Genomic DNA, 16,197 nt, shown 5'->3' with positions numbered 1-16,197 from the left:
AATAAACATTATTGTTTCAATTACTGAAAACTTAACGATTTTTTCGAAAACTTAATTCACCGTCTCCCCATTCCCTACGCCGTCAGTATCAGGGTTCACGAAAACAAGTTTGCCTTCGCTGTTCTGGGTCATTAATATCATGCCGTTGCTTTCCACGCCACGAAGGTTGCGGGGTGCAAGGTTTACCAGTACGGTAACGCGCCTGCCTACCACTTCTTCGGGTGTAAAGCTTTCTGCAATACCGGAAACGATCGTGCGTATATCGATGCCCGTATCTACTTTCAATACTAAAAGCTTGTTGGCTTTCGGCATTTTTTCAGCTTCAAGGATTGTTCCCGTACGGATATCCATTTTCGAGAAATCCTCATAGGTAATAAGGTCTTTCTGCGGTTCGGCTATTTTATTTTCGGCTGCGTTGGCAGTTTTGGTCGCTTCGAGTTTATCCACTTGTCGTTGTATTTCTTCGTCTTCTATTTTAGCAAAAAGCAATTCGGCTGTACCAATTTGGCTACCGGCAGGGAGCAGGTCGGTTTTCAGGGAAATGTCGTTCCAGCTTAACTTCTCGACTGCGCTCGAAGTGACACCAAGCATACCTTTTAATTTCGCTGCGGTAAATGGCAGGAACGGCTCACTCAATACCGACAATGCCGTGGCTATCTGTAACGCCACATACATTTGCGTCTGCACGCGTGCCGGGTTGTCTTTTATAACTTTCCACGGCTCTTCATCGGCCAGGTATTTGTTGCCAAGGCGGGCAAGGTTCATCAGCTCCACCAGTGCCTCGCGGAAACGGTAACGCTCCACAGAGCTTGCTATCACGGCAGGGTAGGCGCGCATTTCGGTCAGTGTCGCTTCATCCACATCGCTGAATTCAAATGGCTGAGGCACCACGCCTTCGTAGTATTTGTTCGTAAGCACCACCACACGGTTGATGAAATTCCCGAAGATGGCTACCAGCTCATTATTATTCCGCGCCTGGAAACTTTTCCAGGTAAAATCATTGTCTTGTGTTTCCGGCGCATTCGCGGTAAGCGCATAACGCAATACATCCTGTTTGCCCGGGAAATCCTGTAAATATTCGTGCAGCCATACCGCCCAGTTCTTGGAGGTTGATAGCTTGTTGCCTTCAAGGTTCAGGAACTCGTTTGCTGGAACGTTGTCAGGCAGTATATAAGAACCTTCCGCCTTTAGCATCGCAGGGAATATCACACAATGGAACACGATATTATCCTTCCCGATAAAGTGCACCAGCTTGGTATCGTCGCTTTTCCAGTACGGCTCCCAGTCCTTGCCTTCGCGCAGCGCCCATTCTTTAGTTGAAGAGATATAACCTATCGGTGCATCGAACCAAACGTACAGCACTTTGCCTTCTGCGCCTTCTACCGGAACCGGTATGCCCCAGTCAAGGTCACGCGTTACAGCACGCGGTTTCAGGCCATCATCCAGCCATGATTTTACCTGGCCGTACACATTCGGTTTCCAGTCGTTCTTGTGCCCTACGAGTATCCATTCGCGCAAAAATGCATCATAACGGTCAAGGGGAAGGAACCAGTGCTTGGTCTCTTTAAGTACCGGCTTGCTTCCGGATATAGTCGATTTCGGATTTATAAGGTCGGTCGCATTCAGGGTCGACCCGCAGCGTTCGCATTGGTCACCATAAGCTTCGTCGTTGCCGCATTTCGGGCAGGTGCCGATCACGAAACGGTCGGCCAAAAACTGGTGTGCCTCTTCATCGTACAACTGCTCGGTCACTTCCTCAATGAAATCACCTGCATCATACAGCTTTTTGAAAAATTCAGAAGCTGTATCATGGTGAATCTTTGCCGAAGTGCGCGAATAATTATCGAACGATATGCCGAAGTCCACGAAACTCTGCTTGATGATCGCGTGGTATTTGTCGATAACCTCCTGCGGTGTGATGCCTTCTTTTTTAGCCTTCATGGATATGGCCACACCGTGCTCGTCGCTCCCGCAGATGAAGGCAACATCTTTGCCCTGCAATCTCAGGAAACGCGAATAAATATCGGAAGGGACATATACGCCGGCAAGGTGGCCTATGTGGATAGGGCCGTTGGTGTAAGGCAGCGCTGCGGTAACAGTATATCGTTTCGGGTCTTGTAACATTTGTGTATCGGATTTTAAAGATGCAAAAGTACGAAATATATGGGTTATTTCTTTTACTACCAATTACAGCAATTGTTCTTTTGTCTTGAAACAAAAGAACCAATCCGCCGCGGCGGACAAGGCTCCAAAAAATTTAAGGCTCAACTTCACTCAGATGTGCTTACTCACACACAATTGTTTTTACAGGCTTATTGATTGCGTTTGGAAACTCCTACTTACTATCGACAGTTTTACCAACAGCAAACCACGAGGCAACGTAAGCTGTAAAAGTGCCGAATAATCCAACACCTGCGGTCATTAGTATTGCTGCAATTACCCTGCCTTCAGTAGTGACCGGAAATTTATCTCCATAGCCAACAGTGGTAATCGTTACGTATGCCCACCAAATGGCATCTTCTGCAGTTTTGATATTACTGGTTGGGTCATTCTCCACCTGTAATATGGCTATAGCTGAAAAAATAACCAACAACATAGCAACAATAGAAACTGATGTGAGCGCTCCCTTGGCTTTATTTGCGAAGAGATGATTCAATAAATGTTGGGCTGAACGAAACGCCCTGATAATTCTCAGCAATCGTATTAGTCTCAAAAGCCTGCCTGCTCTTAAGAAATCGACCATAGGGATGCATGATATCAAATCGATCCATCCCCATTGCATAAATTTCATTTTATTTTTTGCTCCCACAAAGCGGATGCAAAATTCAAAAAAGAAGAATACGCAAATAGCATTGTCAATATAGTTTAATAATAAAGAAGTTTCCGGAGGCAGGGTAACAACAGTATCTACAATTAAAGATCCCAGGACATATATAGATAAAACAATTACCATGAGATTTAAAATCCCCAGCTTGTTATCAGGTGTATCATTACTAACATGTTCCATTAACTAATCTATTTTCTTCAAATCTAAAAAATATAATAATAAGATTTTTAATTCCCGAAGTATTCCAACCCTTTACGAAGTTGCCGCATCTTATAAGAAAACAGGATATCTTCTAAACTTATACTATGAAAAAATTATTCCTTCTGCTATTGGCACTTATCCCGGTAGTAAATCTTCAAGCACAGGAAACATCAAAGTCATTCATCGTTTACTTCAATCATGACAGTTATGTACTTTCTGAAACAGCAAAAGCCACGCTGGATAGCATTGTGCCATATTCAAAAGGGCTTACCAGCGCAGCCATATCGGTTTCCGGATACACCGACGATTCAGGAACCCTCGACTATAATAAGGCTTTAGCGGCTAACAGGGCAAATGCCGCTAAGGATTATCTGGAAGGCAAGGGCCTGGCTGTAGCCGAAGCAGGAGGTAATTTATATATAAAAGATAAACCCAAAACTCCCGAAAAGCAGCGAAGGGCTGTAATTAAAGTAAGCGGCAATAAAGTTATACCGTCTGTTGCAAGCGGCCATTTCGAACAGCAGGAATTCAGAGGGCCGGAGGGTACTATTATAATAGCGAGTGTGGCGAAAGGTTCTACAGCAGCGGTTACCGTTAGCGAATATTACAATTCCACCACCATGCTGGCAGGCAACATGAACGCTATTGATGTGAACAACAACATCCTTTGGACCTGCGGGATGATGGAGATTTGCTTTGAAAAAAAAGACATTGACCCATCCGGGAAATTTTATACGGTCAAGGTACCATTAAATGAAAAGCGGAAAATAAACAGGTCGGTGAGTATATGGCTCACAATAAAGGGTGCCGACGGTGTCCTGCGATGGGAGAACACAGCTGTTAAGATAACATCAGACCCCGAAGGGAAGTATTACATATTCAATTTGCCTATAGGAACAGAAACCTGCGTAAAGATCAACCTTGATATAAAATGTGAAAATGACAGTGAATGCAAAGTTGTCCATATTGCCACAAGCAAACCGTATAATTTTCATAAGTTGACGATAACCGACGGCAAGAACAGCCTGTCCTTCTCGGCCAAAGTGAACGATACCCTGTACGCTTTCACCACCGATGGAGATGGCACGATAGACCTCCGCAAAATGGTTTTTACCGGAGTATATTCTAAAAATAATAAACCAAGGAGCATACGGGCCCGCTTAATAAAGATGAAATATACCTCGGACCAATATGGCCTTGCCCATTGCTACTACCTGGACAAAAAAGCCAGGCCGGACGAAGAAAAAGGCTTTTGGGCATGGGTGAGGAGGCAGTTTAAAAAGAAGGACTAGTTCATGAGTAAGCGCGCCGGAGTGAAGCTCGGCCTTAAATATTTCGCGTAAAAATCAAGGAGGGATTTGGCGTTGGGAGAAGGAGAGCGACCCACGAGTCGAGCGCGAAGCAGCGAGCGGCTTGGGTCGTGATGCAAAAATCCTGACGTAGATTTTAAGTGAAATATTTGGGGCCTTGAACTTTTGGTTCTTTTGTTTCAAGACAAAAGAACAATGTTGATATTGCTTATCTTTGTTACTATAAGCCCTTCACCATGCACCGTAACCTTTTATTATTGCTGATCACATTACTACATTTCCCGGCATTCGCCCAAATCGCAAAAATCCCGCCCTACCTTAAAAAAGGCGACACCATCGGCATATTGGCTACAGCCCGAAAAGTAGATATGGCACCCCTCGAAACCGGGATAAAGCTGATGGAAAGCTGGGGATTGCACGTAGTCATTGGCAAAACCATCGGGCTGGATGATAACCAATTGGCCGGCCCCGACTGGCAGCGTGCCACCGACCTCCAGCAGATGCTGGACAACCCTGCTATAAAAGCTGTATGGTGTGCCAAAGGAGGTTACGGGACCGTACGCCTGATCGAACGCCTCGACTTTACAAAGTTTAAAAAGAAGCCCAAGTGGTTTATTGGCTTCAGCGATGCAACAGTATTGCACAGCCATATTAATAATTTCGACATCGCCACGCTTCATGGCATGGTCGCTATCAGCGTTGGACGTGCCACACCCGAAGCGATAGAGAGTTTCCGTAAGGCATTGTTTGGCGAAAAGCTGTCCTACAACATTCCACCCCATGCTTTTAATAAAACAGGCAAGGCGACCGGAGAGCTTGTGGGCGGCAACCTATCGGTGCTGTACAGCATTATCGGTTCGCCTTCGGAGGCCGATTATAAAGGGAAGATCATTTTTATAGAAGACCTTGACGAATACCTGTACCACATCGACCGCATGATGATGAACCTGAAACGTAACGGCTATTTTAAAGATGTAAAAGGGATCATAATTGGCGGGATGACCAAAATGCGCGACAATGATATTCCGTGGGGCCATGATGCGCTGGAGATCATACAGGACATTACCAAAGAATACAACATCCCCATCTGCTTCAATTTTCCTGCCGGTCACATACAGGACAACCGCGCGTTGATTATGGGAAAGACAATTACGCTTGACGTAACGGCAGCAGGGACTAAAATTACCTTCGAATAATGGCCGGGCATAACGACCTCGGCAAGCTGGGCGAAGAACTGGCTGTGGATTTCCTGAAAAAAGCCGGTTATACGATTCTGCAAACCAATTGGGTGTTCCAGAAAGCAGAGATCGACATCATTGCCCAAAAAGACAATACACTTGCAATTGTCGAGGTAAAGACACGTTCTACACTGGAATTCGGACTGCCACAGGAGTTCGTTACCCCTGCGAAAATAAAACTACTGGTTAGGGCGGTTAATGCATTTGTTGAACAAAATGATGTGGATGCCGAAGTTCGCTTTGATATAATTTCAATACATAAAGATAACAGTACCTTTGAAATAGAGCATCTGGAGGACGCTTTTTTTTATTTTTAGCTTGTTAAATATTTAACAAAATTATTTTAGTTTGTATATTTGCGTGCAAACAACAACTAAACAACTAAACACAACTAACTGAATATGAAAACTATTTCTTCTGTAGTCGAACACTACATTAAAACAAAGCCATTTTTGTTGAGTGCCCTCTCCCAGGGTATTATCAATCTTACTTCGCTTGCCCGCAACATGATGCCTGAACTTGAGCAGGAACTGGGGAAGGACGTAAAACAGGGTGCTGTGGTAATGTCATTGAAAAGGCTCTCCGAAGATTTGGATTTCCGTGTTAACCACAAGATTGTTAAGGTGCTAAAAGGTATAGGCGAGATTACAGTACGGTCTTCACTAACAGATTATACCTTTGCCGTAAGCGATACCATCCTCAACAAACAGGCAGAGCTGATTGCCAAGATCAATGCCAACCCGGATGTTTTTTATACCTCTTCGAGGGGAGTGAATGAAACCAATGTTGTTGTAAGCTCCTCGATGAGCCATGTGGTGGATGGGCTTTTTGCCGATGAAAAGCAGATCGAGCGAACCGATAACCTGGCTTCGATAACCGTAAAACTTCCTAAGGACAATATCTCTACACCGGGAGTATATTACTATATTTTCCAAAGGCTGGCGTGGGAAGGTATCATCATCAATGAGGTGATTTCTACTTCTTACGAGTTTACCATCCTGGTTAGCGAAGATGAGGTAGATATGGCGTTCAAAGTAATAAAAGACCTGAAGAGCCTGCAATAATAAGGCACAACGATACAAATACAAATGCAGCGATACTATCGCTGCATTTTGTTTTTATGTACCTTTGGGTATAACTCCGCATACATGATCACAACTCTTAGTGTCCTTATCCTTATCATAGCAGGCATAGCCGTTTTCATGAACCAGCCGCAATTCGGAAAACTGCCTTCCGGCGAAAGGCAGAAACGCATTGAATTATCTCCAAATTATAAAGATGGGCAGTTACAAAACCTGAGCCACACGCCCAGCCTGAAAGAAGGTGTGAGTTATTTCACGGTATTTTATGAATTCTTCTTTAACAAAAGCAAACGGAGCAAGCCTGCAAAACCACTGCCTTCGCAAAAGACTAATCTTCTTCGCCTTGATCCTTCAGAAAATGTACTGGTATGGTTTGGGCATTCGTCCTATTTCATGCAGGTGGATGGGAAAAAGATACTGGTCGACCCTGTTTTCAGCGGTAATGCCTCGCTGGTAAAGTTCACTACCAAAGCATTTCCCGGAGCCGATGTGTATGCTGTAGAAGATTTCCCCGAAATAGATATCCTGGTTATTACCCACGATCATTGGGATCACCTCGACTACGAAACTGTGCTAAAATTAAAGCCAAAGGTAAAGAAAGTTGTTACCGGCCTCGGCACTGCAGAGCACCTGCAATTGTGGGGATATGATATGGCTATCGTGCAGGAAAAAGACTGGAATGAACAAATAGACCTCGGTAATGGATTTACCATAAACACAACGCCTGCGCGTCATTTTGCCGGGCGTACCCTTACACGCAACAAAGCGATGTGGATGTCGTTTGTATTGCAAACACCATCCTTCAGGATATTCATTGGGGGCGACTCGGGTTACGACTATTTCTTCAAGGAAATTGGCGAAAAGTTCGGGCCGTTCGACCTTGCACTTTTAGAATGCGGCCAGTATAACGAATACTGGAAATACATCCACATGCTCCCGGAGCAGGTGGTAACAGCGGCGCACGACCTGAAAGCCAAAAAGCTCATGCCGGTGCATTGGGCCAAGTTCTCGCTCGCTCTCCACGATTGGGATGAGCCTATAAAACGCGTTACCGCCGAAGCTGAAAAACAAGCCATGCCGATACTAACACCGATGATAGGGGAGAAGGTTAACTTGGATGGTAAGCAGGTGTTTAAGAAATGGTGGGAGGGGTTGGAGTAGTTTTCAGTCGCAGTCACAGTTTTCAGTCTCTTCCATTTCGAACGAAGCTTGCGAAGAGAGAAATCTCAATTTGTCCTTTATTTAAACCCATATTTCTCTTCACGTTTTTTAAATGCATCTTCCCCTCCTTCAACAACATCAGCAATGTGTTCCCTAATACCCATCGATTTGAGCAAGTCTCCGCTACCATTTTTAGAATAAGAATTTTCTAAAGCTCCATTTATATAATCAAATTTATAATCACTAGTACTTTCTATATCATTTTGCCCTTTTTGGTTCGCTACAATAATATTTTCAGCATCTGCATTTACAACAATATTTGGATTGTGTGTAACTAAAATTATTTGACGTTCTTTCTTTTTTTCCTTTAAAAAATCTACTAGTTCTTTTGAGACAGAACGATTATCTAAATTATCTTCTGGTTGATCAATTAAAATCGGACCATCCTCTTTGCTTAACTTTATTATTAACTTCAATAAAATAAAGCTTGCTTTACCAGTAGACATTTTATGAATATCGTCCCCTTGGGATTTTACATCCCAATGGTCAAAAAAGAAATCGGTAAACACCTTTTTAATTGCCTCTTTTTGAGTATTTCCACCTTTTAAATTTAAATTTTTTCTTTCAATTTTTTCAAAAAGTGTTTTAAGAGACTTTTCGATTTCATTATAATCTATATCTGCAAGGGCAGATTTGGGATTTTCATCCCACTTCTGATACAAATATTTAAAACCTTGGTTATTAAATCCTCTACCGTCAAAGATACTATCAACTAATCCTCTAAATTTTGGAAAATTATATTTAATACTTGGCAAAATCTCCATCTTGTCATTTTTACTTATATCTGAAATACGATTCCGTAAATCTTCAATGATTTTTTCATAAAGTTTAAAGTTACCCGCAAAATCATTAAATATTTTTTCTTTGTGAGAATCTATTTCACTTTTAGTGGTTTCAATTTCTTTGTTAAATTGATCAATATCTGCAATTTTAGCTTCATCTTCACTTATACTTTTCTGAAGAGCAGCTATTTGTTTTTGATTCTCTAATCTGTCATTATAAGGTTTAAGTTTTAAATTATTTAGCTCCTCTTCTGTGTTTAATTTATTTATCTCTACTGCAAATAAAGAATCATTAATAAATTTGTTGTCTTCAGTTTTTACGAATTGAATAGCAATCTCCTCTATATTAGCTAACGCATTATCAACAAATTGTAATTTATTGGAAAATTCTATTTTTATACTTTCCGTTTGTAAAGATTCAAGAGTAATTCTCTTTCTATTGGAGAGTTCTGTAAGAAACCTTTTTAAATCGGTTTGATATGTATCCAATTTTTCAAAATCACTAGTGATTTGATGTTTGTAAATCTTTAATAGATTTAATTTCTCTGTGATTTCATTATATTCAGTTAACTCTTGAGATGTAAAGTCTTTGTTAAGTGTGTCAATCTTTTGTCTATTGAAAGCTATCCCTTCGGCTAAAGCTTTTGTATCTCCTTTAAATTGCAACTCTTTCTCTTTTTTATCTAATTCCTGTTTTAGAGAAAAATAATAATCAATGTCTTGGCTCCTCTGAACATCATTCTTTTTTGCCTGGGCAACAAAGTCATTGTACTTAGATAGATATTGCGGTTCTTCTAATATTAACCCCCGAATCAGCTTCTTTAATGTTGCTCCGCTTTTTCTGCTTTTATCAACTAGATTCGATAAATGATTTTGAGGAATATATTTAATACTTGGTAATATACTCGAATTGGTTTGACGGTCTTTTTTAGATTGACTACTTTTTGAATATAATTCTACAGAAAAATTATAATTGGCATCATTGCTATTCAGGTCGTATAAATCTTTCTCTTTATTATCCTCCACATCCGTATATTTCAGAACCTTATCATCTGTATCTGAATATAAAGTTTTCGCGATTTCATAAAGTAAAATAGATTTTCCTGAAGATTTCCCTCCAATAATTACATTTAGGTTTTTATTAAAATATATAGTTTCAGGTGTAAATTTCTTTTCAGAAGAAGTGAAAGTTATTTTTTCAATCATTAAAGTATCCAACTTCTCTGCTTCAGGCATTTCTTTTTGAATCCTTACACGGTCTTCCGGTTCGTAAATTATTTGTTTCAAGCCTTCAAATGTGACATCTGCTTTAATCCAAGTAAATTTTTTTCCAATATGATTCAGTGAATGTGCGTCGCTGTTTTGTAAGAGAGGCTTTTTATAAGATAACCAAAAACTTCTGTCATCATCAATATTACTAGGATTGTCAGTTGAATGAATTAATAAATCAGCCTCCCTTGTGAGTTTCTCATAATTTGAGCTAGTTCTGGCATTACCTTTTCCCCTGGATAAAAAACCAATTAAGAATTTTCCTTTCAATCCTATAGATTCATCATTAAGGCAACTTAATAACTCATCAAAGTTCACAACTGCCTTTTTGAAATCATCAGGCGAAATAACATCTATCAATTTCTTAGAACTGCCATTGATATTAGTTTTGACATTCATTAGTAGCTTCTGCAAATTTTCTTTTCTGACTTCATCAGAAAAAATAACATGGAAATCAAGGCAATCGTCTTCTTTATTTTGGTAATCCAGACGCAGCTCTAAATTTAAAAAGGTTACTATTCCTTCTTTCTCAAGCTTTTCCTTTAAATCATATTCTTTGTCATCGAATCTAAAATAATTGGTTAGACCTATACATGATAAACCCTCCTTTCTGATTTGTTCAATGAATTCATCGTCTGAACAAGAATACTTATTCATAAAAGTGTAAGGAGAATGAAGATGTAAATCCCATTTTCTCCATTCTGAACCTCTATTTCCCATCGAATATCTTATTGATTAATTTTCAATAAGATAAACCTACAAAATAATTGTTAAATACAGAAGCTTTTACTCCTCAAACACCATACCCAACATCTCCAGCGCTTTTTTCAAGGACTTTACATTCTCGAAAGTCAGCAGCAGCCTTAATCCATTTTTGGTTTCCTTTTCCTTCATTTTAGAAACGGTTGGGAATTGCTGTACGAATTTCAGCACCGTGCGGAAGGTGCCGCTTTGGTAGTAATCGCTTTGCTGGTCGCTTACAAAATAGCCGACCATCTTGCCTTGTTTCAGCACCAGTTTTTCAAGTCCCATTTTAGTCGCCACCCACTTGATGCGCATGCTGGTGAGCAGTGCCTGTGCCTGTTTTGGCAGTGGCCCGAAACGGTCAATAAGCTTCTGCTCGTATTCAATGAGCCCGGCCTCGTCCTTAATCGCCGCCAGGTCGTTGTACAGGTTGAGCCTTTCGGTAATGTTGTTGATGTATTCGTCGGGGAAGAGCATCTCGAAATCGGTATCGATCTGGAGGTCCTTTACATATTCTTTTTCGGTAGTATCATCGCCGTCATCATACAGGTCTTTGAACTCATTTTCCTTAAGTTCTTCAATGGCCTCGTTCATGATCTTTTGGTACGTTTCAAAGCCAATCTCATTGATAAACCCGCTTTGTTCACCGCCAAGCAAATCGCCCGCGCCGCGTATCTCAAGGTCTTTCATGGCAATGTTGAACCCGCTGCCCAACTCGCTGAACTGCTCCAGCGCCTGTATCCGCTTGCGGGCATCTTCGGTCATGGCGCTATAAGGAGGCGCGATAAAGTAGCAGAATGCCTTTTTGTTGCTCCTGCCCACGCGCCCGCGCATCTGGTGGAGGTCGGACAGCCCGAAGTTATTGGCATTGTTGATAAATATCGTGTTGGCATTGGGTACGTCCAGCCCACTCTCGATAATAGTCGTTGCCACAAGCACGTCAAAATCGCCTTCCATAAACGCAAGCATCAGTTCCTCCAGCTTTTTGCCTTCCATCTGTCCGTGGCCTACGCCAACCCTTGCGCCTGGTACCAAGCGCTGTATCATCCCGGCCACTTCCTTAATGTTCTCAATCCGGTTGTGGATAAAGAATACCTGCCCGCCGCGTTGCACCTCATACGAAATAGCATCGCGTATCACCTCCTCATTAAAGCCCACCACCTGGCTCTCGATAGGATAGCGGTTGGGCGGTGGCGTGGTAATTACCGAAAGGTCGCGCGCCGCCATTAATGAAAATTGCAGTGTCCTCGGTATCGGCGTTGCCGTTAGGGTAAGGGTATCTACATTAGCAGCAATGGTTTTCAGCTTGTCTTTTACGTTTACACCGAATTTCTGCTCCTCGTCCACGATCAGCAGCCCAAGGTTTTTGAACACAACGTTTTTACTGACCAGCTGGTGCGTACCGATCACGATGTCGAGCTTGCCATCGGCCAGGCCTTTCAGCGTTTCGGCCTTTTGCTTTGCGGTACGGAAACGGTTCATGTAACTAATAGAAACCGGCATATCCTTCAGCCTTTCGGTAAAAGTGCGGTAATGCTGGTAGGCGAGTATGGTGGTTGGTACCAATATGGCAACCTGCTTGCCATTATCTACAGCCTTGAAGGCCGCGCGTATCGCTACCTCGGTCTTTCCGAAGCCAACGTCCCCGCACACCAGGCGATCCATAGGGCGCTCGCTTTCCATGTCGGCTTTCACGTCGCGGGTAGCAGTTATCTGGTCGGGCGTGTCTTCGTAGATGAACGACGATTCCAGTTCGGCCTGCAAATAACTGTCGGGTGCGTACTGGAAACCTTTTTCCAGCCTGCGCTTGGCATACAGCTGTATCAGGTTAAAGGCGATGTGCTTAACACGCGCCTTGGTTTTGTTTTTAAGTGCTTTCCACGCGCCCGATCCGAGCTTGTATATTTTGGGTGGTGCGCCGTCTTTCCCGTTGTATTTTGATATTTTATGCAGCGAGTGGATGCTCACGTACACAATGTCGTTATCGGCATACACAAGCTTAATGGCTTCCTGCGTCCGGTTTTCTACCTGTATCTTTTGCAGCCCGCCGAACTTCCCGATACCGTGGTCGATGTGCGTTACATAATCGCCAACAGAAAGTGAGTTAAGTTCTTTTAGCGTAATAGTCTGCTTTTTCGAATAGCCATTCTTGATGCTGAACTTGTGGTAACGCTCAAATATCTGGTGGTCGGTATAGCAGGCAATCTGGTTCTCTTCGTCTACAAAGCCTTCATAAATTGGGAAGACTATCGTTTTATATTGCTTGCGTGTGCTCTCATGATTCGCTTCATCAAGGCTTTCGAAGATGTCGTCAAACCTTTTGGCCTGAGCCTCATTGGAGCAGAAGAGGTAATTCTTGTACCCGTTTTGGTGGTTGTCACTGAGGTTGTTTAGCAGCAGATCGAACTGTTTGTTGAACGACGGCTGCGGCTGTATATGGTATTCGAATGTCTGGCTTATTTTAAATGTGGCGCGGTTGCCCAATTCTACAATAGTAAAGTCGAGCGCTTTTTTAACGAACGATTGCTGATTGAGGAATAGCTCTTCCGGTGAGGCATGCTTCAGGTCTTTGGATAGCTTGTCGAAAGCTTCATTGGCTTTGCCGTAAAGTACATCGAGCTGTGCCAGTAGGGCGTCGGTATCTTTGATAAAAAGCACCGTTTTCTCGCTAATATATTCCAGAAAACTTTCACGCTTTTCCTGCAAAAACTTATTTTCTACATTTGGGATAACCGTAATTTTATTCTTCTTTTCCAGTGACAGCTGCGAAGCCACATCAAAGGTGCGGATACTGTCCACCTCATTGCCAAAGAACTCGATGCGGTACGGATTATCATTCGAAAAAGAGAATACATCCACGATACCACCGCGCACGGAAAATTCACCCGGTTCCGTCACAAAGTCCACCCGGCGGAACTCATATTCAAACAATACCTCGTTAATAAAGTCGATAGAAACCTGGTCGCCTGTTGCTATTTTCAGGGTATTCTTTTCAAGCTCTTTTCGGGTCACTACTTTTTCAAACAGCGCCTCGGCATAGGAAACAATGATAGCAGGTTTCTTACGCGAGTTGATGCGGTTGAGCACTTCGGCACGCAATAATATATTGGCGTTGTCAGTTTCTTCAATCTGGTAAGGGCGGCGGTAGGAGCCGGGATAAAACAGCACGTCCTGGTCGCCAATCAGTTGCTCCAGGTCGTTAAGGTAATAGGCGGCCTCTTCCTTGTCTTTAAGAATAAGGAGGAACGGCAGCTCGCTCTGGCGGAACAATGGGTCTATGACAAAAGACAGCGAAGAGCCAATAAGGCCCTTTACCTGTACCTTGTTTTCCCGCTGCGCTATGGCTGCGACTATCTGCTTAACTTTGGGCGACTGCCCGTATTTATCTAAAAATTCTGGTTTCAATTTTTTGGTCGGATATAATTACCGTGTCCTGCCGGTGTAATTCTGCGTGTCGGTTGTGGCCTGCTTACAGGAGGCTGAGGCTGCGCTTCGGGGTTTGCCATACGCACAGTGTCCAGCGCTTTTAGCATTTCTGCCTCGCCTTCTTCTTTCGGGATTTCTTTAATACGGATCATCTCATCGAACTGGTTAAATATCGATGCGGCCTCCTTATCGATGCTTGCCATGATCTCGAAAACCTTCTTAGCAGGCACAGGGTCAACCCCTACAAAAGTATGAAGTGATTTTATTTTGGTAACCAATACATCAAAACGGCTTTTCACCTGTGGCTTGCTGAAAGCAGCCGGTATGGTATTGCGTGCCGTCTCTGCTTTTGCTACAAGGTTTTTGGTTTTTTGGCGGTAAGCGCCAAGGTCACCTACAGGTTTTTGCAGCATCTCGTTCCGCAGTTGGTCCCACTCGTTCCAGTTGCCCATTTGCTGCTGTGCCTTTGCAGAGGCGGCCGGAGGGTTGAATTTCCAGCTTTTATTAAGCGCCTTAACTATCGAGTCGTTTTGCTTCTCTATCCTTTTTGCCTGGGCAATACGCTGCTGCTGATCGTCTTCGCACGAAAATAAGGCTAGTGAAAAGAGTACTATGATGACTGCTTTGAAGTATTTCATGTTCTTTGGATTGATGGCAAATTTACAAATGTTGCGCCAAACTGCCTGCCATCTTTTTAATTTCTTTATGACTGGCAGTATGTATTTTATAATCCAAAATATTTCAGTCAATACACGCCATATTTTTTAAAAATAGCACAGGACTATTATTCTGCACCCACATGTATTTATTTTTAGGGATAATGCTTTTATGTGATGCTTAGAATCACAATCTTTTAAATAATTGTTAGAATCACGTGTAATTAGAATGAATTTCGTAATGTTAAACTATTATCTTTGCAGGCATCAATACACAACTATGGCCAAAATACTCATCATTGGAGCCTGCGGGCAAATAGGCACGGAACTAACCGCAAAACTCAGAAGCATCTATGGGACAGATGAAGTTGTTGCTTCGGATGTACGGAAAGGCGATGCCGAATTTGTGGCTTCCGGCCCTTTTGAAGTAGTAAATGCCCTTGATTTTAACCAGGTACAGGCGATAATCGAAAAGCATGGTGTTGAAGATGTGTATCTTATGGCTGCGCTGCTTTCGGCGACTGCCGAAAAGAACCCCGCCTTTGCCTGGGATCTCAACATGAACTCGCTTTTCCATGTACTGAATATTGCCAAAGCAGGTAAGATCAAAAAGATATTCTGGCCTTCGAGTATTGCCGTATTCGGGCCAACGACACCCAAGCAAAATACCCCGCAATATACCGTGATGGAGCCTTCTACAGTATACGGCATATCCAAGCAATCGGGCGAGCGTTGGTGCGAATATTACCATAACATTTATGGGGTAGATGTGCGCAGTATCCGTTACCCGGGCCTTATCAGTTGGTCAACATTGCCCGGCGGAGGCACTACCGACTATGCCGTTGATATTTACCACAAGGCTTTAAGTGATGGCAAATATACCTGCTTTTTGAGCGAAGAAACCCGCCTGCCGATGATGTATATGGACGATGCCATTCGTGCTACGGTAGAGATCATGCAGGCTCCTGCTGAAAACGTTAAGATACGTTCGGCATATAACCTTTCGGCAATGGACTTCACTCCCGAAGAGATCGCCGATGCTATTAAAAAACATATCCCGGACTTCACGATAGATTACACACCCGATTTCCGCCAGAAGATAGCCGACAGCTGGCCGCAAAGCATTGACGACAGCAGCGCAAGGCAGGACTGGGGCTGGAAACATAATTTCGACCTTGAAGCCATGACCGCCGATATGCTGGAGCATCTTGCCGGGAAGGTGGACTAATTATCTTTTTCCTTAATTTTATTACACCTACAAGGTCTTTGAGACCTTGCAAGAGTATGTACATATCGTTTCTCAACCTGCAAGGTTTTCAAAACATAAGTGTTCGGAAGACTTTAAACCATATTAGATAGTGGTATTTTGCTTGGATCTCCATCGCAGATTACCACTATTTCTTTTATTATTTCCATATTTAATTCTTCCACGAACTCGTAC

The 16,197-nt window shown here is 42.8% G+C and carries 11 protein-coding genes; 6 read left to right on the top strand and 5 right to left on the bottom strand.

Annotated elements, in window-relative coordinates:
• Positions 1-51 precede the first annotated feature (51 nt).
• Positions 52-2,124: a methionine--tRNA ligase gene (metG, locus tag AAEO56_RS18930; protein WP_341698649.1), complete on the bottom strand. Its 2,073-nt coding sequence runs from the start codon at positions 2,122-2,124 to the stop codon at positions 52-54.
• A gap of 211 nt (positions 2,125-2,335) precedes the next feature.
• On the bottom strand, positions 2,336-3,007 hold the full coding sequence (locus tag AAEO56_RS18925; protein ID WP_341698648.1) for a potassium channel family protein: 672 nt from the start codon (positions 3,005-3,007) through the stop codon (positions 2,336-2,338).
• 125 nt (positions 3,008-3,132) lie between these two features.
• Between AAEO56_RS18925 and AAEO56_RS18920 the strand changes: the two genes are divergently transcribed.
• From AAEO56_RS18920 to AAEO56_RS18900, 5 genes are all read left to right on the top strand, one after another.
• Positions 3,133-4,320, top strand: coding sequence for an OmpA family protein (locus AAEO56_RS18920; RefSeq protein WP_341698647.1), 1,188 nt, complete (start codon positions 3,133-3,135; stop codon positions 4,318-4,320).
• Between the two features lie 254 nt (positions 4,321-4,574).
• Positions 4,575-5,534 carry a S66 peptidase family protein gene (locus AAEO56_RS18915; RefSeq protein WP_341698646.1) on the top strand — a complete coding sequence of 320 codons (960 nt, stop codon included), beginning with the start codon at positions 4,575-4,577 and terminating at the stop codon, positions 5,532-5,534.
• Positions 5,534-5,893 (top strand): YraN family protein, encoded by a 360-nt coding sequence (locus AAEO56_RS18910; RefSeq protein WP_341698645.1) that lies wholly within the window; start codon positions 5,534-5,536, stop codon positions 5,891-5,893. Before AAEO56_RS18915 ends, AAEO56_RS18910 begins: the two co-directional genes overlap by 1 nt.
• Before the next feature lie 84 nt (positions 5,894-5,977).
• The gene (locus tag AAEO56_RS18905) at positions 5,978-6,640 is read left to right on the top strand and encodes an ACT domain-containing protein (RefSeq protein ID WP_108777276.1); all 663 of its coding nucleotides are present in this window, start codon (positions 5,978-5,980) and stop codon (positions 6,638-6,640) included.
• Between the two features lie 84 nt (positions 6,641-6,724).
• The gene (locus AAEO56_RS18900; RefSeq protein ID WP_341698644.1) at positions 6,725-7,819 is read left to right on the top strand and encodes an MBL fold metallo-hydrolase; all 1,095 of its coding nucleotides are present in this window, start codon (positions 6,725-6,727) and stop codon (positions 7,817-7,819) included.
• Positions 7,820-7,896: 77 nt separating this feature from the next.
• Here the strand turns inward: AAEO56_RS18900 and AAEO56_RS18895 are convergent, their stop codons facing one another.
• The 3 genes from AAEO56_RS18895 to AAEO56_RS18885 all read right to left on the bottom strand — a co-directional run bounded on the left by AAEO56_RS18895 (position 7,897) and on the right by AAEO56_RS18885 (position 14,738).
• On the bottom strand, positions 7,897-10,650 hold the full coding sequence (locus AAEO56_RS18895) for a TrlF family AAA-like ATPase (RefSeq protein ID WP_341698643.1): 2,754 nt from the start codon (positions 10,648-10,650) through the stop codon (positions 7,897-7,899).
• 66 nt (positions 10,651-10,716) lie between these two features.
• Positions 10,717-14,028, bottom strand: coding sequence for a transcription-repair coupling factor (gene mfd / locus AAEO56_RS18890; protein ID WP_407934974.1), 3,312 nt, complete (start codon positions 14,026-14,028; stop codon positions 10,717-10,719).
• Between the two features lie 47 nt (positions 14,029-14,075).
• Positions 14,076-14,738: a hypothetical protein gene (locus AAEO56_RS18885; protein ID WP_341698641.1), complete on the bottom strand. Its 663-nt coding sequence runs from the start codon at positions 14,736-14,738 to the stop codon at positions 14,076-14,078.
• Between the two features lie 298 nt (positions 14,739-15,036).
• On the opposite strand from AAEO56_RS18885, the gene AAEO56_RS18880 reads away from it, so the two are divergent.
• Entirely contained in the window at positions 15,037-15,984 is a 948-nt protein-coding gene (locus AAEO56_RS18880) for an L-threonine 3-dehydrogenase (protein WP_341698640.1), read from the top strand.
• Positions 15,985-16,197 lie beyond the last annotated feature (213 nt).

Source organism: Flavobacterium arundinis (assembly GCF_038289855.1).
Taxonomy (GTDB): domain Bacteria; phylum Bacteroidota; class Bacteroidia; order Flavobacteriales; family Flavobacteriaceae; genus Flavobacterium; species Flavobacterium arundinis.
This window is presented reverse-complemented; position numbering and strand designations above follow the sequence as displayed.